We start from the raw sequence: 12121 nt of genomic DNA, 5'->3' as shown, positions 1-12121 counted from the left end.
GGGTTGGCGTTGATCAGGCGTGGACGGTGGTTCCGATCTTCTCACCCTGCACCACCCGCAGGATGTTGCCCTCCACCCCGAGGTCGAAGAAGACCATCGGCAGGTCGTTGTCGCGGGCCAGGCTGATCGCGGTGGCGTCGGCGACCTTCAGGTCGCGGGCCAGGTAGTCGTCGTAGGTGAGTTCGGTGAAGCGGCGGGCGTCGGGGTTCTTCTTCGGGTCGGAGTCGTAGACCCCGTCGGTGCCCTGCTTGCCCATCAGCAGCACCTCGGCGCCGATCTCCAGGGCGCGCTGGGCGGCGACGGTGTCGGTGGAGAAGTACGGCATGCCCGAGCCGGCACCGAAGATCACCACGCGCCCCTTCTCCAGGTGCCGTTCCGCCCGCCGGGGAATGTACGGCTCGGCGACCTGGCCCATCGTGATGGCGGTCTGCACCCGGGTCTGGACGCCGGCCTTCTCACAGAAGTCCTGCAGGGCCAGGCAGTTCATCACCGTGCCCAGCATGCCCATGTAGTCGGCGCGATCACGATCCATGCCGCGCTCGGAAAGCTCCGCCCCTCGGAAGAAGTTGCCCCCACCGATCACCACCGCGACCTGGACGCCCGAGTCGACGACCGCCTTGATCTGGCCGGCCAGGCTGGCGACCACATCGGGATCGACCCCGATGCCGCGGGAGCCGCCGAACATCTCCCCGGACAGCTTGAGCATGATGCGGTGGTAGGTCATGGTTCTCCTCGGCTGGGGGCTGACAGCGCCGTGCGCCACGAGTCGGAACCCGCGGCGCACGTCACTCTAGTTCTCGGGTGCCGCTCGGTTCAGGCGCCGGCCGCGAAGCGCACGAAGCGCTTGACGGTGACACCGTTCTCCTTCAGCAGCTGGCCGACGGTCTTCTTGTCGTCGGAGACCGACGCCTGCTCGAGCAGCACGACGTCCTTGAAGAAGCCACCGAGGCGGCCCTCGACGATGCGCGGGATGATCTTCTCGGGCTTGCCCTCCTCCTTGGCGGTCAGCTCGGCGATGTGACGCTCGTGGTCGAGGACGTCGGACGGCACCTCCTCGCGGGTGACGTACTGCGGCGACATCGCGGCGATCTGCATGGCGATGCCACGCACGAACTCCTCGTCACCGCCGTCGTACTCGACCATCACGCCCACCTGCGGCGGCAGGTCCGAGGACCGCTTGTGCAGGTAGATGGTCACGTCGCCGTCGTAGCTGGCGGCGTTGGCCACCTCGAGCTTCTCGCCGATCTTGGCCGACAGCTCGGCGACGGCGTCGCCGACGGTCCTGCCCGAGGCGAGCACGACGGCGTTGGCAGCGGCCACGTCGTTGGCCCCGGCGGCTTCGACGGCCTGGGCGATCTCGTCGGCCAGGGCGATGAACTCGGCGTTCTTGGCGACGAAGTCGGTCTCGGCGCCGAGCTGGATGACGCTCTTGCCGGCTGCGGCGACCAGGCCGTTGGAGGCCTCCCGGTCTGAGCGCTTGGCCAGCTTCGCCTGTCCGGTCACCCGAAGGATCTCGACCGCGGCGTCGAAGTCGCCGTCGGCCTCGGTGAGCGCCTTCTTGGCGTCCATCATCCCCGCGCCGGTGGCGTCGCGGAGCTTCTTCACATCAGCGGCAGTGATTGCCATGTCTGCTCTTGGTTCCTTTGGTTCTGAGTGGGTGTCACTTGGTCTGGGCGGCGTCGGCCTCGGCGACCGGCTCGGCCGCGGCCTCGACAGCGGGCTCGACGGTCTCGTCCGCGGCGACCTCGGCGGCCTCGATCTCCTGGGCCGCCTCGACGTCGACCTGGGCGGCGCCGGTCACGGCGTCCTCCACGGCGTCCGCGAGCTGGTCGGCCTGCAGGTCGGAGCCCTCGACGGCCTCGGCCTCGGACGGAGCGGCGGCCTGAGCGGGCGCGGCGGCCTCGTCGGCGGCGCCGAGCAGCTCACGCTCCCAGTCGGCCATCGGCTCGGCCTCTTCGCCGGTGCCGGCGTTGGACCGGCTGCGGGCCAGCAGGCCCTCGGCGACGGCGTCCGCCACCACGCGGGTCAGCAGGGCGACGGAACGGATCGCGTCGTCGTTGCCCGGAATGGCGAAGTCGACCTCGTCGGGGTCGCAGTTGGTGTCGAGGATGCCGACGATCGGGATGCGCAGCTTGCGGGCCTCGTCGATGGCGAGGTGCTCCTTCTTGGTGTCGACCACCCAGACGGCCTGCGGCAGCTTGCCCATGTCGCGGATGCCGGACAGGGTCTTGGCCAGCTTGTCCTTCTTGCGGCGCTGCTGCAGCAGTTCCTTCTTGGTCAGGCCGGAGGCGGCGACGTCGTCGAAGTTGATGCCTTCGAGCTCCTTCATCTTGCCGATCCGCTTGCTGATGGTGGCGAAGTTGGTGAGCATGCCGCCCAGCCAACGCTGGTTGACGAACGGCATCCCGACCCGGGTGGCCTGCTCGGCGATGGCCTCCTGGGCCTGCTTCTTGGTGCCGACGAACAGGATCTGACCGCCCCGGGCGACAGTGTCGCGCACGAACGCGTACGCCTGGTCGATGTAGGTGAGCGACTGCTGCAGGTCGATGATGTAGATGCCGTTGCGCTCGGCGAAGATGAACTTCTTCATCTTCGGGTTCCAGCGGCGGGTCTGGTGCCCGAAGTGGACACCGCTCTCGAGCAGCTGACGCGTGGTGACGACGGCCATGGCCGGTCCTTTCTGCGCGGGTCGCGCTGCGCGCGCCAACCCGCGGTGGGTTGTTCGGGCCGATACCTTCGGCCCGCCTGATGCGACCGTCGTGTTCCTCCCCGTGCCGGGGACCGCGGACACGACCCGTCGAGCGCGACGGTTCGAGGTGCATGCGAAGTCGACCCGGATCTGCCGAGTCGCTAAGGGGCATTCTACGACGGCCGCTCACAGGTTGTCGAAACGCCCGGACGCGGGTGGCGGGAGCTTCTGGTGTGCGGGTGGCGGGCGCTTCTGGTGCGTGGGTGCTGGGCGTTCTCGTGCGTGGGTGCCGGGGACCTGGTGCGGGCGTGCTGGGCGTACTAGGGCGCCCCGGTGCTGGCGCCGGGAGCCCCGCTACGCCGGTGCGGGAGCCCCGGTGCCGGCGCCGGGAGCCCCGGGCACGCCGGTGCGTTCTCTGCAACGCCCACTGCTCTCACCTTCGGTGGCTGTTTTCGTGTTACGACACGAGAACGGTCGGCGTACCCGAGAACAGTCGGCGTTGCAGAGAACGGCGGACCCCAAAAGGACGCGATGCAGAGAACGGCGGACCCCCAAAAGGACGCGATGCAGAGAACGGCAGACCTCCGAACGGACGCGTTGCAGAGAACGGTTGGCGTCCCTGAGGACAGTCGGCGTTGCAGAGAACGGCGGACCCCCAAAAAGGACGCGACGGTCGCCCGAGCGGACGCAGCCCCGAGCGGCCGTGAAGCGCCCCAACCCCAACCCGTCGGCACGATTTTGAACACTTTCAGCCGCTGGTGCTCAAGGTGATGGGTGGAGGTGGTCGGCATGGTGCGCACAGTGATGCGGGTGGGCACGGCACTGGCGCTGTCGTGCGTGCTGCTGCTGGTCACCGCCGCCACGGGCCGGGCGTTCGGGTCGGTGCGCCCGGTGCCCGGCCCGGTGGTGCGGGGCTTCGACCCGCCCGCCGACGACTGGCTGCCCGGGCACCGCGGCGTCGACCTGGCCGCCGAGGTCGGCTCCGTGGTGCGGGCGGCCGATTCGGGCGTGGTGGGCGTGGCGCACACCATCGCCGGCCGGGGGGTAGTGGCGATCCTGCACGGCGAGTTGCGCACCACCTACGAGCCGGTCACCCCGACTGTGCGGGCGGGCCAATCGGTGTCGGCCGGTGACGTGATCGGCACCGTCCAGACCGGGCACTGCGCAGCCGGCTGCCTGCACTTCGGCCTGAAACGGGGCGAGGAGTATCTCGATCCGCTCGACGAGGTGACGGCGGTGCGGCTGCTGCCCGCCTCCGCGGTGGCCCTGGCGGCAAAACTGGCCGCCCAACGGCGTGCGGTGCTCGCCGCCGGCGGCTTCGAGGCCTCCGGGTCGGGGGTGCTGCTCAACCCGGTCGGCGGGCCGATCACCGGTCCATACGGGCTGCGGTTCCACCCGATCTTCCACGAATGGCGGATGCATGAGGGCGTCGACCTGCGCGCCTCGTGCGGCACACCGATCCGCGCCGCGGCCGACGGCGTGGTCGTCTCGGTCTCCTACGACTCCTCGGGCGGTCACCGGCTGGTGATCGCTCACGCCGGCGGGTTGACCACGCACTATCTGCACGCGCTGCGGCGCTACGGGGTGCACGAGGGCGAGCGGGTGGAACAAGGCCAGGTCGTCGGACTGGTGGGCAGCACGGGCTGGTCGACCGGCTGCCACCTGCACCTGACGACGAAGCTGAACGGACGGCTCGTCGATCCGGCCGGGCTGTTGTGACGACCGGCCGCTGCGCCAGGTCGCCGCCCGGTCGGCGGAGGGCCCACTGGCAGGGGCTAAGCCCGTGGATGGGCCTGGGTGTAGGCGGTGCGCAGCCGCTCCGTGGTCACGTGGGTGTAGATCTGGGTGGTCGCCACCGAGGCGTGACCGAGGATCTCCTGCACGCTGCGCAGGTCGGCCCCGCCCTCGAGCAGATGGGTGGCCATCGCGTGGCGCAGCCCGTGCGGGCCGAGGTCGGGGGCGTCCGGCACCTGCGCCAGGGCCCGGTGCACGATCCGCCGCACCACCCGCGGATCGATGCGGCCACCGCGGTCGCCGACGAAAACCGCGTCGCCGGCGTTCGGCCCGGCCAGCAGGTGGCGCACCGCCAGCCAGCCGTCGAGGGCGCGCACGGCCGGCTCCCCCAGGGGCGCACTGCGCTCCTTGTCACCCTTGCCACGCACCCGCAGGGTGCCGCGGTCGGTGTCGAGCGACGCGACGTCCAGCCCGCACAGTTCGGAGACCCGGACGCCGCTGGCGTAGAGCACCTCCACGATGGCCACGTCGCGCAACGCGGCCGCCCGGGCGTCGGCGTCCTCGACGGCGGCCGCCGTCGAGGCCAGTGACTCCAGCACGCGGCGGGCCTGGTCGACGGCCAGCGTGGGTGGCAGGGTCCGGTCCACCCGCGGTGAGCGCAGCCCGGCCGCCGGGTCGGACGCCAGGCGTCCGGTCTCGTGGGCCCAGGCGAAGAACACCCGGGCCGCGGCGGCACGGCGTTGCATGGTGGCGCGCTCGGCGCCGGCCGCGTGCATGCCCGCCAGCCACCGCCGCAGGACGCGCAGGTCGACGTCGGCCAGCTCACCGGACCCGGTCCGGTCGAGGTAGTCGGCCAGGTGCAGCAGGTCGCCGGTGTAGGCACGCACCGTGTGGGGCGACGCGTTGCGGCCCAGCCGCAGCTGCCGCTCCCACTCCCGCACCAGGCTGGTGTCCATGTCCGGCAGCCTACGACGCGGGCAACCGTCGGCCCGGCAGCACCACTAGCATGGCAAGTCTGTAGCGAAAGGCGGACATGAGCGACGATCTGACCAGCGGCGGCACGGTGCTGCCGATCACCCGTTGGGGCGAACCGGTGATGCACAACCGGACGAGGCCGGTGACCGACTTCGACGACGACCTGCACACCCTGGTCAGGGACATGTTCGCCACCATGGAGGCCGCGCAGGGCGTCGGCCTGGCCGCCACCCAGGTCGGCCTCGACCTGGCGGTCTTCGTGTTCGAGTGCCCCGACGCCGACGACGTGCTGCATTCCGGCGTGGTTTGCAACCCGGTGGTCACGGTCCCCGAGACGAGGGACCGTGAACTGGAGTCCGCCGAAGAGGGCTGCCTGTCCTTCCCGGGCGCCTACCAGGTGCTCGCCCGGCCGAACACGGCCGTGTGCGAGGGGCAGGACGCCGACGGCAACCCGGTCCGGATCGAGGGCACGGGCCTGCTGGCCCGCTGCCTGCAGCACGAGACCGACCACCTCGGCGGCACCGTCTTCGGCGACCGTCTCTCCACCCGTGCCCGCCGGCTGCTGTCGCGCCAGCAGGCGGAGCTGGACCATCTCTACCCGGACGACTGGCCGGTGACCCCGCGCCGGACCTCGGCGGACGAGCAGCCGCCGCGAAAGGAGAACGCATGACGATGTTCAACTGGGGCTCCACGGGGCAGCCCGAAAAGCCGGAACCGTTCACCAAGGAGCGGTGGGACGCGGTGTTGACGAGCCTGGAGATCAACTTCGCCCTCGACGACGACGGGGACCGGTTCGCCGACTGGGAGAACATGCGGGTCTGGTTCCTGGTCGAGGGCAACAACAACGACCTGATGGCGATGCGTTCGATGTGGGATGTGCGCCCGCCGATCGAGAGCTACGACTTCATGGTCGAGGCGCTCAACTCGTGGAACCGCGACCACTTCTGGCCCAAGGCCAGCGTGGTCCGCGGCGAGGAGCAGCTGGGTGTCTTCGGTGACCTGGTGATCGACATCGAAACCGGGGTGAGCGACGACTTCCTGCGCCAACAGGTGCGGTGCATGGTCGGCACCTCGGGACAGTTCTACGAGTTCCTGACCGAGACCTTCCCCGAATCCTCGGGCTGGTTCCGGCTCGGCAGCGAGTAAGGCACCGCAGAGATCCCGGGTCGAGCCCTGGATGACGAACCCGCCACCGTCATCCCGGGCTTGCACCGGGATCTCGGCCGCCACCGCCGGAGGCCGAGATCACCGGAGTGCGGGCTCAGAACGGGTGGGACGCCGCCAGCAGCGGATCCGGCCCGGTCAGCGGCACCAGCCGCCAGTCCAGCCGGGCCGTGCCGGCGTCCGGCTGCACCACCAACCGGATGGTGTGCGGGGTCTCCACGACTCGCAATTCCGCGGTGAACGCGCCGCCGCGCCACCCCCCGCTGGCCGCGATGGGCAAGTCGACGCCGAACGGCGTGGGCCAGGCCGACTCCAACCACTGACCGTTGCCGACCAGGGTCGCCAGGTCGCCGGTCGGGTGGTCGAAGCGGAGCAACTGGTGGCCGCCATCGGTCACCTCCACCGACACCGTCGCGTATTCGGGCGGCAGCTGCGAGTCGGGATGCCTGGCCGCGCGGGTGGCCACCCCGGGTTGCTCCCCGGTCAACGGCGGATGCCCCAAGTCGGTGAGCCTGCGTGCCAGCACCTCGTCGGACGCCGGGTCGACGTCGGCGTCCACGGCCGGCAGCAGGTGGGTCCAGAGCAGGTCCAGGGTGTGCTGCATGTCCTCGACCTCGGAGGTGATGGCGACCGCCACGTCGTGCTCGGGCAGCACGATGGCGTACTGCCCGTAGGCACCGTCGCCCCGATAGCCGTGGCTGGCGTTCCAGAACGAACAGCCGTACCCGTAGCCCCAGTCGCCGGTCTCGGCCGCGGCCAGGGACGCCGGCGTCGGCCGGGGCGCCTGCGCGGCGTAGCCGGCGGGGACCAGGTCGACGCCCTGCCAGCGGCCGCCGTCCAGCCAACTCTGGGCCAGCGCGAGGATCGCCGGCGTGGTGACGTGTAGACCGCTGAATCCCAGGTCGCGGCCCTGCAGGGTGCGCTGGGCCCGCCCAGGCAGCCCACCGAAGGGTTCCAGCAGCAGCCGCCGGACGTGCGTCGTCAACGGCTCACCGGTGACGGCGGCGATCGCCTGTGCCACGAGATAGGTGGCGACCTGGTTGTAGGCCCACACCCGGCCGGGCTCGCCGTCGGGCACCTTGGCCAGGATCTGCGGCAGCAGCGGGTCGGCGTCGTCGGGACCGCCGACCGGCGGCAGGTTCTCGCCTCGCCAGTCCCACGCCTCCGTGCTGTGGCCGACCGTCATCGTGATGCAGTTGCGGACCGTCACCCGTTGCCACTTCTCGTGCAGGGTGCCCAGGTCGTCGACCAGGTAGGACAGCACGGGGGCGTCCAGATCGATCAGGCCCTGGCCGACCAGGCCGCCGAGCACCGTGGCGGTGAACGACTTGCTCAGCGAGTAGCCCAGGTGCACCCGATCGTGGCGGTAGGGCGCCCACCAGCCCTCGGCGATCACCTGGCCGTGCCGGGCCACCATCAACGAGTGCGTACCGTGCCCCGGCGTCTCGAGGGCGTCGAGCAGGGCGAGTAGTCCGGTCGCGTCGACGCCCTGGGCCGACGGAGTACTGCGTGGCAAGGTCATGCCACCAACGTAACGGCCCGGCATCGACCGCGGGCATCCGCACACCCGGCGGATCAGGGTTGCAGGCGTCGGGCCAGCTCGTGGTGGCCGCAGAAGTCCGCCCTGCCCGACGGCGTCTGACCGAACGAGGGGTCCAGGGCGTCGAGCCGGGCGCCGTGCGCGACCAGAACGTCGGCCAGCTCACCCTCGCCGGCCGCGCACGCGTAGTGCAGCGCGCCCTCAGGGTCGGCACCGCCTGCCACCAGGGCCCGCACCACAGCCCAGTGGCCGCGCCCGGCCGCCTCGGCGGCCAGCCCGGGACGGGGGCCGTCGACGCCCAGCTCGCGTACAGCCGCGACGTCGCCCGCCACCACGGCACGGGTCAACGGGTCGGCGTCGAGTTTCCGGCCTCGGTACAGGTCGCGCAACAGGCAGATCTCGGCGCCGTGCGCCATCACCTCGCGGTTGGCGTGCAGCACCAGCCGGGCGTAGGAGTCCTCGGCGTAGGGGCCGCCCCGGCGGCCCAGCGGCCTGCACATCGCCTCATCGTCGAGGCCGTCCACGCCGGTCGTCCAGGCGGTGTAGGCCTGTTCGAGCATGGCCAGCGCCCCTGCCGCGTCGCGGGGGACGGGCTCGGGCCAGTGCCGCCCGTCGTACATGTCGGCGTCCGCCGCATCGGCCAGCGGGGAGCCGCCGAACAACGACCGCGCTCGGGTACCGAGCACCTCCCGGCCGATGTGGTCGAGCCGCCATGCGATGGTGGTGACCGGTGGCGTCGGCGGCGCGGGGCTACCGCCCTCGGCCCGCCACCGGCCCGCGGCGTCCGGCCCGACGCTCCACGCGTCGCCGACCGGCCGCCACAGGTACTCCTCATCGGTGAGGCCGGCCAGTCGCGGCCACAGGTGCACCTCCCAGTAGAAGCGCAACTGATCGGCCAGGTCAGTGCTCCACCTCATGGCAGCAGCCTAGGCAGGGCCACCGACGCTTGCGCCGTCAGCGAAGCACGTACCCGGCGATCGCGCTGGCCGCCGCCACGTTCAGCGAGTCGATCCCCCGGCGCATCGGGATCCTCGCCACCGCGTCCGCCGCCCCGATCCACCGCTGCGACAGCCCGGCGCCCTCCGTCCCGAGCAGCACCGCCACCTTTGCGTCGGGGCTCAGGGCCGCCGCCACGGCGTCCAGTTCGAGCGCGCCTTCGGCCAGGGCGAGCGCCACCACCGTGAAGCCGGACGCCTGCAGCACAGGCACCGCACCGGCCCAGTCGTCGAGCCGCGCCCACGGCAGCGAGAACACCGCCCCCATCGAGGTCTTGATCGCCCGCCGGTACAGCGGGTCGGCGCACCGCGGAGCAAGCAGCACCCCGTCCCAGCCGAGTCCGGCCGCATTGCGCAGGATCGCCCCCACGTTGGTGTGGTCGACGACGTCCTCGCAGACCATCAGCCTGCGCGCGCCGAGCAGGTCGGCCACCCGGTGCCGGGTCTCGCGGTGGACCGACGCCAGCGCCCCCCGATGGACGTGGAAGCCGCTGACCGCCTCGGCGGTGGCCTCGCTGACGCGGTAGACCGGGACCTCACCGATCACGTCCGCCAGCGACGCCAGCCAGCGGGGTGCGAGCAGGAACGACCGCGGTCGGTAGCCGGCCTCGATCGCCCGGCGGATCACCTTCTCGCCCTCGGCGATGAACAGGCCGCGCTCGGATTCCAGGTGTCGGCGCAGCGCGGCGTCCCGCAGCGCGACGTAGTCGGCCAGCCGCGGATCGCTCGGGTCCTCGACGTCGATCACCTGGGGCACAGTCACAGTCTGGCGCAGACCGGGCGGCCCGGAGGGGCCGCACTAGGGTGTCGCCCATGGGCTGGCTGAAACGCATCGACCGCTTCCTGCTGGCCATCGTGACGGCGGCCGTCGTCGCCAGCCTGCTGCCCGCGCAGGGCGTGATGGTCGACGTGGTCGCCTGGGCGACCAAGGTCGCGGTCGCCGTGCTGTTCTTCGTCTACGGCGTCCGGCTCAAACCCGAGCAGGCGCTGGCCGGGTTGAAGCACTGGCGGCTGCACCTGACCATCCTTGCCCTCACCTACCTGCTGTTCCCGCTGATCGGCTGGTCGCTGCAGGTGCTGTCGCCGTGGCTGCTCAGCCCCAGCCTCTACGCCGGCGTGCTCTACCTCACGCTGCTGCCCTCGACCGTGCAGTCCTCCATCAACTTCACCTCCATCGCAAAGGGCAACGTGGCGGGCGCGATCGTCAGCGCCTCGGCGTCCAACATGCTGGGCGTCTTCCTCACCCCGCTGCTGTGCTGGGCGTTATTGACCACCTCGGGCGGGATCGCGATCGACCCGTCGTCGACCCTGGACATCATCGGACAGCTGCTCGTGCCGTTCATTCTCGGCCAGCTCTCCCGGCGCTGGACGGCCGACTGGGTCGCAGCACACCCCAGGCTGAAGCTGTTCGACCAGGGCGTCGTGGTGCTGGTGGTGTACTCGGCCTTCTCGGCCGGCATGCGCGAGCACATGTGGCAGCAGGTCAGCATCACCGACCTGCTCGTGCTGCTGGGCGTGTGCCTGGTGGTACTGGCGGGGATGCTGTGGTTCAGCCACTGGCTGGCGGTGCGGCTCGGCTTCGACCGTGCCGACGTCATCGCCATTCAGTTCTGCGGCACCAAGAAGTCATTGGCCACGGGGTTGCCGATGGCGAACGTGCTGTTCGCCGGCTCGCCGATCGGCCTGCTGGTGCTGCCGCTGATGATCTTCCACCAGGCCCAGTTGATGGCCTGTGGCTCGCTCGCCTCCCGCTACGCCAAGCAGGTGCCGGACGCCGGCTGAGCGACGTCCGGACGGGCTCACTGCTCCGGCTGGTGCAGCGGCGCCTCGGCCGCCTGGTCCGGCGCGGCGTCCGGTAGGGGCGGAGTGCCCTGCTGGAAGTCGGGACCGGGCTGCGCCGGCTCGGACGCCGGGGCGTCCAGCTGGGCGGGCGGGTTGATGCTGGCCCGGCGCGCGGCGCGGGATTGCTCCATCTGCTGAGCCTCGGCGATCGCCTGCTCGACGGCGCGTCCGGCCTCGCCCTCGGCCTCGATCTTCTGCTGCTCGATCTCGGCGAAGACGTCGACCTTCTCGGGCGCCTTGAACTCGCCCGCTTCGGGCTCGCCGTAACCGCCGCCGCCGGCGAGCAGGTCGCCGGCCGCCTTGCCCAGCCCCTTCAGCGCGTCGTTCAGCTCCGAGGGCACGATCCACACCTTGTTGGCGTCGCCGCGCGCCAGGTTCGGCAGCATCTGCAGGTACTGGTAGGCCAGCAGCGACTGGTCGGGCTTGCCGGCGTGGATGGCCCCGAACACGGTGGTGATGGCCTGCGCCTCGCCCTCGGCGCGCAGCATCTGCGCCTGGCGGTCGGCCTGCGCCCGCAGCACCTGCGACTCCCGGTCGCCCTGGGCGCGCAGGATCGACGACTCCCGGTCACCGGAGGCCGACAGGATCTGCGACTGCCGCTGGCCCTCGGCCAGCAGGATCTGGGCCCGCTTGTCGCGCTCGGCGCGGGCGCCCTTCTCCATCGCGTCGCGGATGGTGGCCGGCGGTTCGATGGACCGCAGCTCGACGCGGTTGACCTTGATCCCCCACTTGCCGGTGGCGTCGTCCAGCACGGCGCGCAGCTTCTGGTTGATCTCCTCGCGGCTGGTCAGCGTCTGCTCCAGGTCGAGCCCGCCGATGATGTTGCGCAGCGTGGTCATCGTCAGCTGCTCTATCGCCTGGATGTAGTTCTGCGCCTCGTACGCGGCCCGGACGGGGTCGACGACCTGGAAGTAGATGACCGAGTCGATGCTCACCATCAGGTTGTCCTCGGTGATCACGCCCTGCGGCGGGAACGGCACGACGGCCTCGCGCATGTCCATCGTGTAGCGGACGTTGTCGATCAGCGGGACCAGCAGGTGCGGACCCGGGTCGAGGGTGCGGCGGAACTTGCCCAGCCGCTCCACGATGCCCACCTGCTGCTGCCGGACCACCTTGAGCGCCTGGGTGAGCAGCGCCACCGCCAGCACCACGATGATGATCGGGAGGATGTACTCCATGGTG

At 71.0% G+C, this 12121-nt stretch carries 12 protein-coding genes; 4 read left to right on the top strand and 8 right to left on the bottom strand.

All coding sequences use genetic code 11. The features are described from left to right. Nucleotides 1–13: 13 nt before the first annotated feature. The 3 genes from pyrH to rpsB form a co-directional block, all read right to left on the bottom strand. The gene (gene pyrH, locus OIE40_RS04300) at nt 14–724 is read right to left on the bottom strand and encodes a UMP kinase (RefSeq protein ID WP_264700375.1); all 711 of its coding nucleotides are present in this window, start codon (nt 722–724) and stop codon (nt 14–16) included. An 89-nt stretch (nt 725–813) separates the two neighbouring features. Further along, nucleotides 814–1626: a translation elongation factor Ts gene (tsf, locus tag OIE40_RS04295; RefSeq protein ID WP_264700374.1), complete on the bottom strand. Its 813-nt coding sequence runs from the start codon at nt 1624–1626 to the stop codon at nt 814–816. Between the two features lie 34 nt (nt 1627–1660). Further along, nucleotides 1661–2668, bottom strand: a complete 1008-nt coding sequence (gene rpsB, locus OIE40_RS04290; protein WP_264700373.1) for a 30S ribosomal protein S2 — start codon at nt 2666–2668, stop codon at nt 1661–1663. Between the two features lie 810 nt (nt 2669–3478). Here rpsB and OIE40_RS04285 point away from each other — a divergent pair. Next, nucleotides 3479–4408, top strand: a complete 930-nt coding sequence (locus OIE40_RS04285) for a M23 family metallopeptidase (RefSeq protein WP_264700372.1) — start codon at nt 3479–3481, stop codon at nt 4406–4408. A 56-nt stretch (nt 4409–4464) separates the two neighbouring features. Here OIE40_RS04285 and OIE40_RS04280 read toward each other — a convergent pair whose 3' ends face one another. Then, nucleotides 4465–5379: a tyrosine recombinase XerC gene (locus OIE40_RS04280; RefSeq protein ID WP_264700370.1), complete on the bottom strand. Its 915-nt coding sequence runs from the start codon at nt 5377–5379 to the stop codon at nt 4465–4467. Nucleotides 5380–5456: 77 nt separating this feature from the next. Between OIE40_RS04280 and def the strand changes: the two genes are divergently transcribed. Beyond that, nucleotides 5457–6068, top strand: coding sequence for a peptide deformylase (def, locus tag OIE40_RS04275; protein ID WP_264700369.1), 612 nt, complete (start codon nt 5457–5459; stop codon nt 6066–6068). Beyond that, nucleotides 6065–6544, top strand: coding sequence for a YbjN domain-containing protein (locus OIE40_RS04270; RefSeq protein ID WP_264700368.1), 480 nt, complete (start codon nt 6065–6067; stop codon nt 6542–6544). The genes def and OIE40_RS04270 overlap by 4 nt, the downstream gene beginning before the upstream one ends. Nucleotides 6545–6659: 115 nt before the next feature. On the opposite strand, the gene OIE40_RS04265 is transcribed toward OIE40_RS04270, so the two are convergent. From OIE40_RS04265 to OIE40_RS04255, 3 genes are read right to left on the bottom strand one after another with little or no spacing between them, the layout of a single operon-like run. Continuing rightward, nucleotides 6660–8084 (bottom strand): serine hydrolase domain-containing protein, encoded by a 1425-nt coding sequence (locus tag OIE40_RS04265; RefSeq protein ID WP_264700367.1) that lies wholly within the window; start codon nt 8082–8084, stop codon nt 6660–6662. A gap of 53 nt (nt 8085–8137) precedes the next feature. Beyond that, entirely contained in the window at nt 8138–9019 is an 882-nt protein-coding gene (locus OIE40_RS04260) for a DinB family protein (protein ID WP_264700365.1), read from the bottom strand. Nucleotides 9020–9056: 37 nt separating this feature from the next. Beyond that, entirely contained in the window at nt 9057–9854 is a 798-nt protein-coding gene (locus OIE40_RS04255) for a TrmH family RNA methyltransferase (protein ID WP_264700364.1), read from the bottom strand. Between the two features lie 56 nt (nt 9855–9910). On the opposite strand from OIE40_RS04255, the gene OIE40_RS04250 reads away from it, so the two are divergent. After that, nucleotides 9911–10879, top strand: coding sequence for a bile acid:sodium symporter family protein (locus OIE40_RS04250; RefSeq protein ID WP_264700362.1), 969 nt, complete (start codon nt 9911–9913; stop codon nt 10877–10879). A gap of 17 nt (nt 10880–10896) precedes the next feature. Here OIE40_RS04250 and OIE40_RS04245 read toward each other — a convergent pair whose 3' ends face one another. Beyond that, nucleotides 10897–12117 (bottom strand): SPFH domain-containing protein, encoded by a 1221-nt coding sequence (locus OIE40_RS04245; protein WP_264700361.1) that lies wholly within the window; start codon nt 12115–12117, stop codon nt 10897–10899. Nucleotides 12118–12121: the final 4 nt, after the last annotated feature.

This window comes from Micropruina sonneratiae, from assembly GCF_025972045.1.
Classification (GTDB): Bacteria; Actinomycetota; Actinomycetes; order Propionibacteriales; family Propionibacteriaceae; genus Micropruina; species Micropruina sonneratiae.
This window is presented reverse-complemented; position numbering and strand designations above follow the sequence as displayed.